The sequence below is a fragment of the Rhodococcus sp. YH1 genome (genome assembly GCF_009939605.1).
GTDB lineage: Bacteria > Actinomycetota > Actinomycetes > Mycobacteriales > Mycobacteriaceae > Rhodococcus > Rhodococcus aetherivorans.
In genome coordinates, this window is the sequence record NZ_WVTE01000163.1 from 43,121 (window position 1) to 57,503 (window position 14,383).

At 64.9% G+C, this 14,383-nt stretch carries 13 protein-coding genes and 2 pseudogenes; all 15 read left to right on the forward strand.

Features of this window, described 5'->3' with window-relative positions:
• Positions 1-11 precede the first annotated feature (11 nt).
• Positions 12-848 carry a rhodanese-like domain-containing protein gene (locus AIIKEEIJ_RS13495; RefSeq protein WP_161995854.1) on the forward strand — a complete coding sequence of 279 codons (837 nt, stop codon included), beginning with the start codon at positions 12-14 and terminating at the stop codon, positions 846-848.
• 33 nt (positions 849-881) lie between these two features.
• Positions 882-1,010: pseudogene (locus AIIKEEIJ_RS32600) on the forward strand (DUF1416 domain-containing protein); the annotation flags it as partial.
• A gap of 569 nt (positions 1,011-1,579) precedes the next feature.
• Positions 1,580-2,488, forward strand: a complete 909-nt coding sequence (locus AIIKEEIJ_RS13505) for an LLM class flavin-dependent oxidoreductase (RefSeq protein WP_161995855.1) — start codon at positions 1,580-1,582, stop codon at positions 2,486-2,488.
• A gap of 2 nt (positions 2,489-2,490) precedes the next feature.
• Entirely contained in the window at positions 2,491-3,720 is a 1,230-nt protein-coding gene (locus AIIKEEIJ_RS13510; RefSeq protein ID WP_161995856.1) for an acyl-CoA dehydrogenase, read from the forward strand.
• 15 nt (positions 3,721-3,735) lie between these two features.
• A complete protein-coding gene (locus AIIKEEIJ_RS13515; RefSeq protein ID WP_161995857.1) occupies positions 3,736-5,022 on the forward strand; it encodes an LLM class flavin-dependent oxidoreductase in 1,287 nt (428 codons plus the stop codon).
• 49 nt (positions 5,023-5,071) lie between these two features.
• A pseudogene (locus AIIKEEIJ_RS34010) lies at positions 5,072-5,467 on the forward strand (TauD/TfdA dioxygenase family protein); the annotation flags it as partial.
• Between the two features lie 76 nt (positions 5,468-5,543).
• The gene (locus AIIKEEIJ_RS34015) at positions 5,544-6,029 is read left to right on the forward strand and encodes a TauD/TfdA dioxygenase family protein (RefSeq protein ID WP_338020948.1); all 486 of its coding nucleotides are present in this window, start codon (positions 5,544-5,546) and stop codon (positions 6,027-6,029) included.
• A gap of 90 nt (positions 6,030-6,119) precedes the next feature.
• The gene (locus AIIKEEIJ_RS13525; RefSeq protein WP_202916994.1) at positions 6,120-6,560 is read left to right on the forward strand and encodes a DUF7700 domain-containing protein; all 441 of its coding nucleotides are present in this window, start codon (positions 6,120-6,122) and stop codon (positions 6,558-6,560) included.
• Between the two features lie 528 nt (positions 6,561-7,088).
• Positions 7,089-8,204: an ABC transporter substrate-binding protein gene (locus tag AIIKEEIJ_RS13530; protein ID WP_161995859.1), complete on the forward strand. Its 1,116-nt coding sequence runs from the start codon at positions 7,089-7,091 to the stop codon at positions 8,202-8,204.
• A gap of 108 nt (positions 8,205-8,312) precedes the next feature.
• Positions 8,313-9,185: an ATP-binding cassette domain-containing protein gene (locus AIIKEEIJ_RS13535; protein WP_161995860.1), complete on the forward strand. Its 873-nt coding sequence runs from the start codon at positions 8,313-8,315 to the stop codon at positions 9,183-9,185.
• Positions 9,166-10,017 carry an ABC transporter permease subunit gene (locus AIIKEEIJ_RS13540; protein WP_202916995.1) on the forward strand — a complete coding sequence of 284 codons (852 nt, stop codon included), beginning with the start codon at positions 9,166-9,168 and terminating at the stop codon, positions 10,015-10,017. The genes AIIKEEIJ_RS13535 and AIIKEEIJ_RS13540 overlap by 20 nt, the downstream gene beginning before the upstream one ends.
• Before the next feature lie 242 nt (positions 10,018-10,259).
• A complete protein-coding gene (locus AIIKEEIJ_RS13545; RefSeq protein WP_238406343.1) occupies positions 10,260-11,132 on the forward strand; it encodes a MetQ/NlpA family ABC transporter substrate-binding protein in 873 nt (290 codons plus the stop codon).
• A gap of 35 nt (positions 11,133-11,167) precedes the next feature.
• Positions 11,168-11,500 carry an ABC transporter permease subunit gene (locus AIIKEEIJ_RS13550; RefSeq protein ID WP_161995862.1) on the forward strand — a complete coding sequence of 111 codons (333 nt, stop codon included), beginning with the start codon at positions 11,168-11,170 and terminating at the stop codon, positions 11,498-11,500.
• Between the two features lie 143 nt (positions 11,501-11,643).
• Entirely contained in the window at positions 11,644-12,429 is a 786-nt protein-coding gene (locus tag AIIKEEIJ_RS13555; protein ID WP_161995863.1) for a DUF1775 domain-containing protein, read from the forward strand.
• A 61-nt stretch (positions 12,430-12,490) separates the two neighbouring features.
• Positions 12,491-14,104 carry a copper resistance protein CopC gene (locus AIIKEEIJ_RS13560; RefSeq protein ID WP_161995864.1) on the forward strand — a complete coding sequence of 538 codons (1,614 nt, stop codon included), beginning with the start codon at positions 12,491-12,493 and terminating at the stop codon, positions 14,102-14,104.
• Positions 14,105-14,383: the final 279 nt, after the last annotated feature.

Genomic DNA, 14,383 nt, shown 5'->3' on the forward strand with positions numbered 1-14,383 from the left:
AAGGAAACTCCATGGCTCGCTCCGACGTCCTGGTCTCAGCAGACTGGGCAGAGCAGAACCTTCACGCACCGAAGACCGTGTTCATCGAGGTCGACGAGGACACCGCAGCCTACGATGGCGGGCACATCGAGGGCGCGATCAAGCTCGACTGGCGTAAGGACCTGCAGGACGGCGTCCGTCGCGACTTCCTGAACCGGGAGCAGTTCTCCGCCCTGCTGTCCACGAAGGGCGTCGCCGACGACGACACCGTCGTGCTCTACGGCGGCAACAACAACTGGTTCGCCGCCTACGCGTACTGGTACTTCAAGTTCTACGGGCACCGGGACGTCAAGCTCATCGACGGTGGCCGCAAGAAGTGGGAGCTCGACGGACGCCCGCTGTCCAAGGACGAGGTCACCCGCCCGGCCACCGAGTACAAGGCGCAGGAGCCGGACTACTCGATCCGCGCCTTCCGCGACGAGGTGATCGACGCGATCGGCACCAAGAACATCATCGACGTCCGCTCCCCCGACGAGTTCTCCGGCCGGATCCTCGCCCCGGCCCACCTGCCGCAGGAGCAGGCCCAGCAGCGCGGCCACGTCCCGGGTGCGATCAACATCCCGTGGAGCACCACCGCCAACGAGGACGGCACCTTCAAGTCGGACGACGACCTCGAGGCCCTCTACCGGGCGAAGGGCTTCGACGACAGCCGCGAGACCATCGCCTACTGCCGGATCGGTGAGCGCTCGAGCCACACCTGGTTCGTGCTGCAGGAGATCCTCGGCAAGAAGAACGTCAAGAACTACGACGGCAGCTGGGTCGAATACGGCTCGCTCGTCGGAGCCCCGATCGAGTTGGAGGTTCGCTGATCGCCAACCACGTCTGATGCGTCGGGCCGTTCCGTGCGTCCGCATACTGGCGCGGCCGTCACGAACAGGAGGGCTGTCACCGGCCGGCCGGTCGGCGGTGCCTTCGTGCGCCTGCTCGACGGCGCCGGCGAGTTCACCGCGGACATGGGGGTGAGCGGGACGCATGCTGAGTACGGAGTCACGTTGCGATCGAACCGAAATGGCGGCGGGCATGCCGGAAGATCCGACCATGTCCGCCGTCTGTGTGTCAGTGGTCGGTCAGTCGTTCGGGGGTTCGGTCGAGCAAGGGTCTACGCGGTGGCATTCGTGGGAACGGAGGCGATCCCCCTTGGGGAGCGTGGGCCCGCGCGTTCCCCGTGCAGGGACGCCAGGTACTTCTTCATGACGGCGGAAGCGATCGTTGCTGGCCACACGGTCGGTGGCGCGGTCACCGGTTTCGACCTGCCATCGGTGCAGGCGCGCGGCGAGTCGGAGTTCGATTTCGGCGAGCCGGAACCGGCATTCGGAGGGCTCGCGTCGCCGTACACGCGCAGCCCGATCGACACGGTTCCGCATCGGTGCGGTACCGAAAGTCCGGCTTGTTTAGAACCATCTCGAGCGCAACGGTCGCTCCGGTTCGATGCCGGTGGGAATCTCGACGGAAGATCTCGATCGATCGTGGGGAACATTCGCTGCATTCTGTCCGGCGGGAATCGGCAACGAAGAGGACGGACTCTATGCGTAGTCAACCGGTGATCGGTATCGACCTGGATACGGCGGTGGTTGCAGCGTTGTTCGGTCCCGACGCGCCGTTGTCGCCCCGCGCACTGGGCGGGCTTCTCGACGCGTCGGGCGTGGACTTCGTGGTGTTGGGGGGTGACGTCCTCGATCCCGAATCCGCCGTGGAGTCGGCGTTCGATGCGAGCGTCGCTGCTGCGGTGCTGTCCGCACACACGGACGGCGTGGGCTTCGTTGTCCCGGCCGATCCCCGAGTTCATCATCCGTACAACCTGTCGCGGCGGCTGGCGTCACTCGATCATGTGAGCGGTGGACGAGTCGGTTGGCTTGTCGGAGCACGTTCACTTGCAGAGGATTCCGTCGAATCACGGGTAGCGGCATCCGTCGATGCCGTCGTGGTGGCCCGGAAGCTGTGGGAGAGCTGGCCGGCCGAGAGCATCGTCGCCGATCCGGAACGAGGTGTGTTCGTCGAATCGGAGCGCATCACTTTCATCGACCACGAAGGGGTGTTCTCGGTTTCGGGTCCGCTGAATGTACCGGAACCACCTCAGCTCAAACCGCCCGTGCTGTGGCGGCCGCACAGCGAATCGGAACTCGAAACGGCACTTGGGGTGGCGGATGTTGTGATCGTCCCGGCCCGTCACACGGCGACGGATGCACCCGCGCTCGTCCTCGAGGAGGCGCAGTGGACCGGTTCGTGGTCCGCAATCGTGGGCGTGCCGCACCACGCCGCCGGCATCGTCGTCCGGATTCGGGGCACAAGTGACCTCGATACGGCGCTGGTGGCTGCCTCGACGGAACTGGTCCGGGTCGCCGCCGCGCCGTTCCGTAACCGAATCGGTCTGCCCGTGGCCGAAACCGTTCTCGACGGATATCGGCGCAGTGCCTTTCCGTCTCTTGACCGCTCCGAATGCAAAGGATGATCATGACCATCGAATCCGACGTCCGCAGCGACTCGACCCAGCCCCCGGCTCCGGAACCATCCCTGTCGCGCAAGGAGATCGTTGCCGCGATCGCCGCCGACGCCAGGCGGCGCCGAGCAGCCGGTGGAACAGAGCCTCCCCTCACGGCGATCGACTTGCTGAAGAAGCAACGGATCGGCTCGGTGCGTGTTCCGGTGGAGCTCGGCGGTGCCGGGTATACGCTGCGAGAACTGTTCGATCTGTTCATTGACCTTGCCGAAGCCGATCCTGATGTGCCGCACATTCTCCGAGTACACTTCGCCTTCGTCGAGGAGTTGTTGCGCGTGCCCGTCACCGACCAGAAGCGACGGTGGCTCACCGAGGTCGTGGCGGGCACTGTGTTCGGTGGTGCCAGCTCCGAGCTGACGTCCCGGGCCGTCGGGCGCTATGAGTTCGACACCACGCTTACTCCGGACGGCGACGGCTATCGACTCGATGGCACCAAGTTCTACAGCACCGGGACCCTGTTCTCCGACTATGTCCGCGTGTCGGCGGCCATGCCTGACGGGACGCCGCTCAACGCGGTAATACCGACGCATCGTCGCGGTATCGAGCACGTGGACGACTGGGACGGAATCGGTCAGCGCCACACGGGAAGCGGCACAACCATCTTTACCGACGTCGAGGTCGGCGAGGACGAAACGTTCCCGTTTCAGCTCTTCGGTGACAAGGTGCGCGCCCGGCAGTCGTTCACGCAGCTGGTTCTCCATGCGATCGCGGCCGGCATTCTCCGGTCCACGGCCACCGACGCCGCCGACCTGGTGCGGGGCCGGCAGCGCAGCTACACGTTCGCCACCGCGGCCGAACCCCGGCACGACCCGCAGTTGCTCGAGATCATCGGATCGTTGACCGCGACGGCGTTCGCGGCGGAGGCGATCGTGCGCTCGGCTGTAGAGGCACAGGACGAGGCCACCGACGCTGCGCGCACTACCGGGGTCGACCCGGCACTCGAAATCCGTGCGTCGGTGCTGGCCGCCAAGGCGAAGGTGGCGATCGAGGAGTCGGCGCTGCGGGCCGCTTCTCGGATCTTCGACGTCGGCGGCGCTTCGGCGACGCGGCAATCGGCGCATCTCGATCGACACTGGCGCAATCTGCGAACCGTGTTCTCCCACAACCCGACAGTGTACAAGGCGCGGGTTCTCGGCGACCTGTTCGTCAACGATGCCGAACTCCCCGACACCGGATTCTTCTGAGCAGGAGGGACTCCCATGACTCGCACGGGCCGACAGCTGGTCCTCAACGTCAACGTGCTCGATGTCGGAATTTCGCCGGGCGCGTGGACGCTCGGTGTTGCTCCGAACGCATTCGTGGATCCGTCCCACTTCGTGCGCGTGGCTCAGACGGCGGAACGTGGCACGTTCGACGGGTTCTTTCTGGCCGACAGTCCCGGATTCTGGGAGAACCCGAGGGTCAAACCCACCCGTGCGCTCGAGCCGACGGCGATTCTGGCGACGGTAGCCGCGCACACCACGAGTATCGGTTTGATCGGTACGGCGTCGACCACCTTCAACGACCCGTACGAACTGGCGCTGAGATTCCTGTCGTTGGATCGAGCCAGCGGGGGGAGGGTCGCATGGAACGTCGTGACGACGTACTCCCCGGTGGTCGCGGGGAACTTCGGCGTGGCGGACCTGCCGGACCGCGACGCGCGCTACGCCCGTGCCGCGGAGTTCGTCGACGTCGTCGTCGGGCTGTGGGAATCCTCCGTCACCGGTGCGCCGCTGGAGTATCTCGGTGATCATCTGACGGTGTCGGGTGTGCTGTCGGTCGCGCCGTCCGCTCAGGGGTATCCCGCGCTCATCCAAGCCGGTGGTTCCCCGGCCGGACGCGAACTGGCGGGACGCACAGCGCACGGCGTGTTCACCGCGGAGCTGACCCTGGCAGCTGGGATCGAGAACTACCGGCACGTGAAGCAGGCGGCCGCACGCGCAGGCCGTGACATCGACAAGGTGAAGATTCTCCCGGGATTGATCACCGTGCTCGGGTCCACCGAGCGGGAAGCGATCGAACGCCACGAGCAGTTGCGGGTGGGTGCCCCCGAGGACGTCGGAGGGGATCGTTTGAGCGGCACGCTGGGTGTCGATGTTCGATCCCTGGACTGGGATGCGCCGATCCCGCCCGACGTACTCGCCGCGCCTGCCGACGTTGCTGGCTACCAGGGATCGCTGGGGTTCCGGGAATCGGTGGTCGGGCTCGCGCGGGAACGCAACCTGACGATCCGCCAGTTGTTGCGCGCCCTAAACGGTAGCGGCGGGCATCGCGCCGTGATCGGTACGCCCGAACAGGTCGCGGACACCATCGAGGAGTGGTTTGTCGCCGGCGCTGCAGACGGGTTCAACCTCATGCCGGACGCGTTTCCGTCGGGCTTGGACGATTTCGTCGATCACGTCGTCCCCATCCTGCGCCGTCGCGGACTGTTCCGGCGCGAGTACACCGAATCGACCCTCCGCGAGCGGTTCGGGGTGCCCCTCCCGGACCTCGATCCGGTGCCGTAGTCGGTCCACCACAGCCCACCCGGGACCACCTCCGAACGAAAGTCCAGACATGACACACGCCGCACCACGAATCGAGGTACGCCCGCAGTCCGGCTGGACGGGCGCAGAGATCCACGGAGTCGACCTCGGGGGTGAACTCACCCCCGAGGAGGTGTCGACGGTCCGGCGGGCGCTGCTGCAGTGGAAGGTCGTCTTCTTCCGTGACCAGTTTCTGAACCACGACCAGAACCTGCGCTTCGCGACGTACTTCGGTGCACCGACGCCTGCGCATCCGCATTTCGATGCGATTCCGGATCCGAACTACCCGTCGATCTATCCGATCTTCCGGGACCGCTTCAAGGCTCGGATCGCGACGAGTTCCGGCTACGACGGACCCGGTTGGCACGCGGACGTCACCGCCGCGGTCAACCCGCCGGGCGCGTCGATCCTGCGTGCGGAGGTGTTGCCGCCGTACGGCGGCAACACCCAGTGGTCGAACTCCGTCACCGCCTACGAAGGCCTGTCGGGGCCGCTCGAGGGGGTTGGCCGACGAGCTGGGTGCGGTGCACCGGTTCAGCGTCGGCGCCGGCGCGACGCCCACCGCGGACTACCTGCGACGGGTGCAGGAGAGGCCGTTGCTCTCCGAGCATCCGGTGGTGCGCGTGCACCCGGAGACCGGCGAGAAGGCGCTGTATGTCAATCCGGGTTTCGCCAGTCATCTGGTGGGGGTGTCACCGCACGAGAGCCGTCGACTCCTCGATCTCTTCTACGAGGAACTGGTCCGTCCGGAGTACACCGTGCGGTTCCGGTGGGAGCCGGGGGCGGTCGCGTTCTGGGACAATCGCTCGACAGTCCACCTCGCTCCGAGGGATTTGACGACCGACGACGACCGTCGGCTGTATCGCGTCACCCTGGTCGGGGATGTGCCAGTCGGACCGGACAACCGTGAGTCCATCGCGCTGGGGGGGCGAACCGTTCGATGCGATCTGAGATCGACAATCCGGTGGCGTCCGGCCGGACCGACGTAGTGACCGTGCCCGAGAAGAGGGAATGGCGATGACCACGTTCATGTATCGGCGAACGCGTCTGGGCGCCTCTACGAGGGGGATCCGTTGCCGGTGGTGGTCGCCGCGACCACCTACTACCAGGCCGGTGCCGTCACCTTCGGCGTGGAAGGCCGGGCCGTCTACGGCGACGACAACGACGCGTCATGCGCCGAGGGTCCGACCCTGCACGTGTTCGACACCGAGACGGGTCTCGAGCACCTCCGGTTCGATGCCTTACCCGGGGAGGAGCATTACCACTATCTGACTCCGGGAGAGCAGAACTACTGGATCGGATTCGACACCGTGGCGAACGGCGAGTTCACGGCCTGGATCCTGGACCGGGTTCGGACCAGGCTACCGGACCTGCTCCGGGAGGCCGGTGCTGCCGACCATGCTACACGTGTCGACCCGGAAGCGGTCGACACGATCCTCCCACGGGTGGAGACTCACCTTCGGATCCGAGACCTTCGGCTGCCCGCCAATCGACCGGCGGCTGCTCCGAGGGTCGAATAGCTCGTCGAGCTGCTGGGTCGCCGAGAGGAACTCGCCGGTCTCGGATACCTGGGCGTCTCGACCCTCGAGGGTGGCGTCGACAGCTGGAGGCGGTCCGGTCGAGAGGTGTACACCTCCGCCAAGTGCGGTGGGGCACCACTTCGGGGTGTTTCGCGAAAGTACTTAAGGGGCATTATATTTCATGGGAATAATGTCGAGGTCTCGGGACCGGATCGATGTGGTCCGGTATCGGACCGCACCTGCCCGACCTCCGGGGGGGGTGAAATGTACCTGTGTGTAGTCGAAGACGAGCCCCCGAACGCGATGGACCGGGCCTGCCGTCGGCACGGCTCCGTAGGTCGATGGGATGGAACGGATTTGAAGATTTCTTCATGGTGAATATATCTATAGGGAAAGCCTGCAGTAGAGCCCTACTTTCCCAATCGAACAGGTCTCGGCAGTCACCGGCCGCCCGGGAAGCGACGACTATGACCACCGCGAGAGAGGAAACGCCGTGAGCGGCAAAACAACGCATGGGGAGACGCGAGCATGAGCGTCTTCGGCAGTAAGCGCCTGACGAAGAAGTTATCCACATGGTCGGCCCTACTTGTTGCGGCACCGCTGGTGCTGGCCGGGTGCGGCAGCAGCGGCAATGAGGACGGCGTGGTGACCTTCCGATTCGCCAACTCGCCTACCGCCCTGTCGCTGGTCAGGATCGCTGACGAGTTGGGGTATTGGGACAACGCCGGTGTCCGTCCGGAGTACGTCGGGCCCGCCACGGCTGTGCCTGCGGTGCAGCTGCTCGACCAGGGGGCGATCGATATCGCAACGGGTATGTTCAACAACGACATTGACGGGAAGGTGAAGGGCTTCGAGTTTACGGCCATTGCCTCGAGCATGCTCGACCTGCCGGACAAGCCGCACATGGCCTACTTCACCAAGGCCGGCTCGGACATCACCAAGGACAACCTGAAGGCCCTCGAGGGCAAGACGATCGGCCTCTCGGGATTCAACAGCTGCACCGACCTGGTGATCAAGCGGTATCTGCAGAACAACGGCGTGGACCTGAACAAGGTCAACTTCCTCGAGCTCAAGAATGAGCTCATTGCGCCGGCGATCGAGAGGGGTGAAGTCGACCTCGGAGTCTTCCATCCGCCGCTTGTCGGTGTACTGCAGAGCCAGCCAGACAAGTTCACGCAGGCCTTCACCTCTTACGACGACTGGGGTGCGCTGGGTGGCCAGGCGCCGTTTGTCGCAAGCAACGCCTGGTTGCAGAAGCACCCGGAGGCGGCGCGTGAGTTCGTAGGCATTATCGCGAAGACGGCCAACTGGGCCAACGCTCATCCGAAGGAGTCCGCGGAGATCGCCGGCAAGACCACCGGGTACCCGGTGGAACAGACCACCAACTGGCACTACGCGCCCAATGCACTCCTCGACAAGGCGAGCTTGCAGTTGTGGTGGGATCTGGTGGAAGAGGTAGGTGAGCCGCTGCCGGGCTCGGAGAACTTGAAGCCCGAGGACATTGCGACCAACGCCTTCAATCCTTACGCGAAGTCGGCAGACCTTCTGGAATCGCAGGATGAGAACACCTCGATCCTTACCGAGGAGCAGAACGACGGGATCCTCGAGACGCACCTTGTGGACATCGAGGGGCTCGAAGAGTGATCCCACGCGATACACGTTGAGCGCGCCACATCGAAGAACAAGGTTCGCCGGCGCTCGGCAAGGGCTGGGGCCGGTGCCATCCGCATCCCCACAGGAAAGTCGATCGAAATGAGTCAGCAAGTGCTAATTGAACAACTCGACCAGGACGCAGGACCGATTGCACCACGGGCCAACGGTACGGACTGGAAGATCGAGGCGAAGCGCGTCGCCAAGCTCTACCCGAAGCCCGGATCGAGGTCGACCAAGGAGGCCACTGCCGTCCTCGACGGATTCGATCTCCAAATCAAGAGCGGCGAGTTTCTCTCCCTGTTGGGGCCGAGTGGCTGCGGAAAGTCCACATTTCTGAACATCCTCGCGGGCTTGGAGACCCACAACGGGGGCGCTGTCCTCGTCGACGGTAAGCGAGTCGAAGGCGTCAACAAGAACGTCGGCGTCGTCTTCCAGGGCTACGCTCTGTTCCCCTGGCTCACGGCACAGAAGAACGTCGAGGTCGGTCTCAAGATTCGTGGCGTCCCCAGGGCAGAGCGTAGCGAGCGGGCGGCCGAGATGCTGAAGACGGTGGGCCTGGAAGCTGCTGCCAATCGGCTTCCTCACCAGCTTTCCGGTGGTATGCGTCAGCGGGTCGCGATCGCGCGCGTTCTCGCTTACGAACCGGAGGTTCTGGTGTTCGACGAGCCGTTCGCAGCACTGGATGCGCAAACGCGTGAGTTCTTGCAGGGCGAGTTGCTGCGCATCTGGGAATCCGGTGAAACGAAGAAGACGATCCTCTTCGTCACCCACTCGATCGACGAGGCCATCTTCCTTTCCGATCGGATTGCGGTCATGACCCGAGCCCCCGGCAAGGTCAAGACGGTGTTCGACATTGATCTGCCGCGGCCCCGGGACAGCGAGGCCCGGAGTTCGGAGGAGTTCGCGCACATCCGGTCGCGAGTCGCGCGGATCCTCGAGGAGGAGGTGCAAATTGGCAACGACGATCACTGAGCCGGTGCGCGGTGAGGAACGGCAGCAGGAGCACCTCACTCCGCCCAAGTCGCCCAACCCGTGGCTCGTGAAGTACGACAGATTAATCTATGGAAGCATCGGACTCGTTGCCTTTCTGGTGATCTGGTGGTGGATCGTTGAATTCGGCTACGTCAGTGACCTGTACCTGTCGAAGCCGCAGGACGTGGCCAAGGCGTTCGTCGACGGACTGGCGGATGGCACCTTGCGTTCTGAGATCTGGCCCAGTGTCAGTCGGGCGTTGGTCGGATTCGCGATTGCACTCGTGGTGGGCATCGCGCTCGGCATCCTCGTGGGATCGTTCCGGATCTTCCAGAAGCTTGCTGAGCCGGTACTGCTGTTCTTCCGGAATCTTTCGCTGCTCGCGCTCCTGCCGGTCTTCGTTGTCTTCCTGGGGATCGGCGAGGAATCGAAGGTCGCCATCGTGGTGTGGGCGTGCTTCTGGCCGATCTTCATCAACGCCGTCGGAGCGGTCGGAGGTGTGGAGCGCATCCTGTTGAATGCGGCACGTACCCTTGGAGCAGGACGGGCGTACATTTTCACCCGTGTTGTTCTTCCTGCGGCCATCCCGGCAATCTTCCCCGGTATCCGATTGGCTGCTGCCAACGCCTTTACGGCGCTGGTTGCAGCCGAGCTCGTCGGCGGTGCCCAAGGTCTGGGCATCTACATCAACAACGCCGCGTTGCGTTACCAGACCCCGCAAATGTATGCCGGTATCCTCACGCTTGGACTGATCGGCATCCTCGTCAACGGGGTGATGGCAGCTGCGGAATGGCATCTGACTTCCTGGCAACGAGGATTGACGAACAAGTGACAAGCACGCGGCTCCGTGCCGACGTCCGTCATGGTCGGTAAACCCACCGTGAGCCCCCCTGCACCCAGGAACGTGGCCGCGAGTTCCTGGGTGCAGGCCGGCTCATACCTGTCGAAACTGCGCCATGTGGGAGTGGAGTGAGTGGTCGGATGAAACGGACACATCGCCGCAGCCTTGTCAGAGGAAGAGTCATTCCCACCCGGCCCAGAGTCTTCGCGACAGTCGCATTCACCCTCGCGACGTTGACCGGGTTGATTGGTTGCGGGCCGGACACCCAGGTCACGTACGAGTCCGCCGCAACCGACAAGGACGCGCTGGTCGTGTACGTAGGCGCCGGAGACCACCGGGAGATACTGGAATACACGGTTGAGAATCTCTTGCCGGACTCGGTAGAAGTCGAGCTGGTCGACGCGTCCGAGAATTCCAACGCAAAGGTTGTCGCAGGGGATGGCGATCTCTCCTACTTTCAGCACATCCCCGCGTTCGAAGCCGAGCTTCGGGAGAAGTCCTACGACAGTCTGAGCATTGTGTCAAAGGTGAATGTCGTTCCCTACGCCTTGTACTCGTCGAAATGGACAGACGTCAGGGATACCGAGGACTGGGTGAACGTGGGTCTGGTGGAGGATCAGGTCACCGGAGACAGTCTGCCCCATGGCTCCCGGGTGGTACTGCCCGCGACGCCGACCGGTTTCGCTCGGGGACTCTATCTCTTGCAGAGTGCGGGATTGGTGACGCTCGATCGTCCGTTCGGTGGTACCTCGGCGGTGGATCTCACGATCACCCAGGCGAACGTGCTGGACTCGCTGCGGCACCTGTCGCTTCTGGGACTGAGCTACGACGATTACCTCCAGTCTCTCTACGAGAATTACGACGCAGTGGTTCTCAACCCGAGGGATGCGGCATCCATAGGGTTGGAGCCAGCGAAAGACGCGCTCGCTATCGAGCCGGGTTCGGAGAATCCCTATGCGCACGTGCTCGTTGCGCCGTCTCGGTTGGCGGGAGACCGGCGAGTGCTCGAACTGGCACATGCGCTGGAGAGCCCTGAACTGGCGCAGTTCTTGGAGGCGAAGTACCGCGGCGCGAACATCCCCGTGACGGCGGCCGAGGGCAGGTGACGCCCTCGCGTACCGGAAGCGTCATCGACACGCGGATGCCCGGTGCGGGTAGGGGATACATCTTTACCCGGATCGTGCTCCCTGCCGCCTTCCCCACGTCATTCGCGTGCCTGAGGCTGGGCGCATCGCATGTCTTCGCAGCCCTGGTCGCGGCGGAGTACCACGGCGCCACCGAAGGCCTCGGCAGTCGCCGGGTGGCAGTTCGGAATCAGCAGCCGTTGAGGACTTCTGCCCGCCGCGCAGACACCGACGGTCGCCGGGCGGTCCCGCACTCCACCACACGAACCCCGACCCGACGACGAGGCGAGGTCGCAACGCCGAACCACAATCAGAACGCGCGGATCCCGGACGGACGGGCGAGCGGGTAGACCGCCGATGACCTCGTCCTCGCCGACCCGGCGAGAGCGCGCTCCGTCCCCGCCGGGGTAGCTGGATGACCGGCGCGTCGGAACGTCCCGAGGATTCATGGGTCCAGCCCGAACAGCAATCGCAATCATCGAGGTGGTGCAGTATGTCTGAAGCCGAAAGCGGAAACGTTCGGCGCATCCTGAGGACGATCGCGTGGCGCGTGGCTGCAGTGGCGATCCTCGGCGGAGTGGGACTGTTGAGTGTCGCCGCTCCCGCCTCAGCCCATGTCCGAGTCGACGGCGGAGAGCAACCGGCGGAGGGTGGATACGGCTTGGTACGGCTCATCGTTCCGAGCGAGGCGAAGGACGCCTCGACGGTTGGGTTGACGCTCACGGTTCCCGCCGGTGTCGACCTTACTTCTGCACGGATACAACCGATTCCGGGATGGACGGCGACGGTCGAACGTGAAGCGGTCGGCGGCGGTGAACGGGTCGCGCGCGTCAGCTGGCGAGTGACCGATGCCGCGAACGGATTGAAGGGGTCGGAGTTCGGTGTGTTCACTCTGTCGGCGGGTCCGTGGCCTGAGGATGTCGGCTCGGTGCCGCTGCCCACTGAGCAGACCTACAGCGACGGGTCGGTGGTGTCCTGGAACGAGGTCGCCCTAGACGCGGGCAGCGAACCGGAACACCCGGCCCCCGTCGTGGCGCTCGCCGCCGCCGGCCACGGTCACGGTAACGACGGGCACAGCGACACCGCCACAGTGGTATCGGCTGCGGGCACCGCAGCCTACGCCGACGAATCCGGAGCCATAATGAACACTGCTGCTGCCGATAATAATTCGGAAGTCTGGGTGTGGCGCACGATCGCCGGCGCCGCTCTGGTGATCGCAGTGGGGGCAGCGGGCGCGGTGGTTGCGCTGGTACGGCGAAGTCATGCCGTCCGGTCCTAACCGTTCGTCGCGATTGCTGCGAGGTCTGCAGGAGAACGGTCGACGTGCGCCGCGGATCGTGGTGCCCGCCGTTCTCGTATGGCTGGTAACCCTCCTCGTCGCCGCCGGGATGGTGTGGACCGCGGCACCCGCCTCGGCCCATGCCACTGTGCTCTCCAGCTCACCGGCCGACGGTTCGCACGTCGACGAGCCGCCGACCGTGCTGTCCTTCGAACTCACCGAGGCGGCCACACTGGTCGATGGCTCGGCCCAGCTGATCGACAGCGACGGTGCGCGTCAACCGATCGCGGTCGAGCCGGCGGAAGATGGAGGGCGTCGGATCCTGCTTGTGCCGGAGCGGAATATACCCGACGGAGCCTACCTTGCGACGGCACGAGTGGTCTCCGCCGACACCCACGTCGTGTCACTGTCGATCAGGTTCACGGTCGGATCGGTCACCGAGTTCGGGCAGGAGCTGGACACGTCTGTGGCACGCGCGGGGCCGGAGCAGTACCTCGGTTACGCGAGCAAGGCGGCCGAGTATCTCGGGGTGATCCTGTCGTCCGGTCTCTTCGTCGCCGGCCGCTGGGTCTGGCCGTCCGCGCTGAGCGGTCGCCGGTTCCGGACCGCCTACCGGATCGGGGCAGGTCTGCTCATGGCGGGTTTGTTCGGCCGATTCATGGCGCTCGTCGCGCAACAGGCGGGCGGACTGTCCGACACCTCGGTGGCGGCCGCGACAACGGTTCTGGGCAGTCTGCTGGGCATCGCGATCGTGGTTGCAGCGGTGCTCACCCTCGTCTGTTGTGCACTGCCGCCTGGTCGTGTTCGCGTGGCGGATGCAGCGGGTTACCTGCAAATGGCATCGGCGGTCGCGGCCGTCACGCTCGGCGGTCACGGCGGCTCGACCGAACGGTGGCCGCTGTCGTTCGTCAGCACCTCGGCGCATGTGTATGCGTCCGCGTTCTGGTTCGGTGGGGTATGCGTCCTGGCGCTGGTTCTCGAGGACGTTCCGCAGCTGGCGCGGTGGCATCGGGTGGTGGCTGGCCACGTGGCGCTCGTCGCCGCCACCGGTCTCGTTCTGGCGATGTTGCAGGTGCGGCCGGCGGCGGCGTTGTTCTTCACCTCGTATGGTGTGACGCTGCTGGTCAAGGTGGCGCTCGGCGCGCTCGTCGCGTGCGCCGGCCATCTGACGTACCGTCGGTATCGGAACCGGACCGCCCTGCCTGTCGCCGGACCACCTCCGGTCGCACGGCGTCCGTGGACCCTGGTCGTCGAGGCCGGCCTCGCGGTCATGGTCGTCGCAGCGACATCGCTCCTGTCATCGCTCACGCCGGCGAAAGACAGTTACACGACGAGTGCGCGCACGGAACTGGATTTCGGTGCCTCGGAGATCCTGGACGTCGAGATCGACTCGGTGCGCCGCGGCTCACAGACACTCACCGTCCGATACCCTCGCGCGAACGGGGAATCCGGTTCTGGAAAAGACCTTCCCGACCTCGATGTCGAATTCTCCTCGGTCCAAGCGAATATCGCGCGTATGCCGGTGGAGCTGACGAGAACCGGTGCTGAGGGCAATGCACTGGTGTGGACCAGCGACGGCCTCATCGTCCCGACTGCGGGACAGTGGAAGGTCACGGTTCGGTTCGACGCCGGCCACGGACCCAAACTGGCGTCCTTCTACTACGAGGCCTTGTAGAGGCAACCAGGAGGCGAACTCGCACCTCGACCGGTATTGGCGCAAGATCCGGACGCTGGCCGCGCACACGTACAAGGCCAGGGCGATCGGTGAGTATGAGCTCACCGTTGAGCCGGTGCGGACCGGCGCCTTCTTCCGATCCACCGGCCGGGACGCGCGCGGCGTTCCGCGCGCGTCCCGGCCGGTGGATCGGTTGCCGTGCGCTCATCGATTCGTTGCCCGGAACTATGGCCCGTGTTGCCTACCGTCGCAGCCGTGGCGCCGAGTGAACCTTGCGGA

What these genes read in the sequence shown, in the direction of transcription:
- AIIKEEIJ_RS13495 (WP_161995854.1), top strand. Translation starts at nt 12, where the DNA reads ATGGCTCGCTCCGACGTCCTGGTCTCAGCAGACTGGGCAGAGCAGAAC.
- AIIKEEIJ_RS13510 (WP_161995856.1), top strand. Translation starts at nt 2,491, where the DNA reads ATGACCATCGAATCCGACGTCCGCAGCGACTCGACCCAGCCCCCGGCT.
- AIIKEEIJ_RS13515 (WP_161995857.1), top strand. Translation starts at nt 3,736, where the DNA reads ATGACTCGCACGGGCCGACAGCTGGTCCTCAACGTCAACGTGCTCGAT.
- AIIKEEIJ_RS13530 (WP_161995859.1), top strand. Translation starts at nt 7,089, where the DNA reads ATGAGCGTCTTCGGCAGTAAGCGCCTGACGAAGAAGTTATCCACATGG.
- AIIKEEIJ_RS13535 (WP_161995860.1), top strand. Translation starts at nt 8,313, where the DNA reads ATGAGTCAGCAAGTGCTAATTGAACAACTCGACCAGGACGCAGGACCG.
- AIIKEEIJ_RS13550 (WP_161995862.1), top strand. Translation starts at nt 11,168, where the DNA reads ATGCCCGGTGCGGGTAGGGGATACATCTTTACCCGGATCGTGCTCCCT.
- AIIKEEIJ_RS13555 (WP_161995863.1), top strand. Translation starts at nt 11,644, where the DNA reads ATGTCTGAAGCCGAAAGCGGAAACGTTCGGCGCATCCTGAGGACGATC.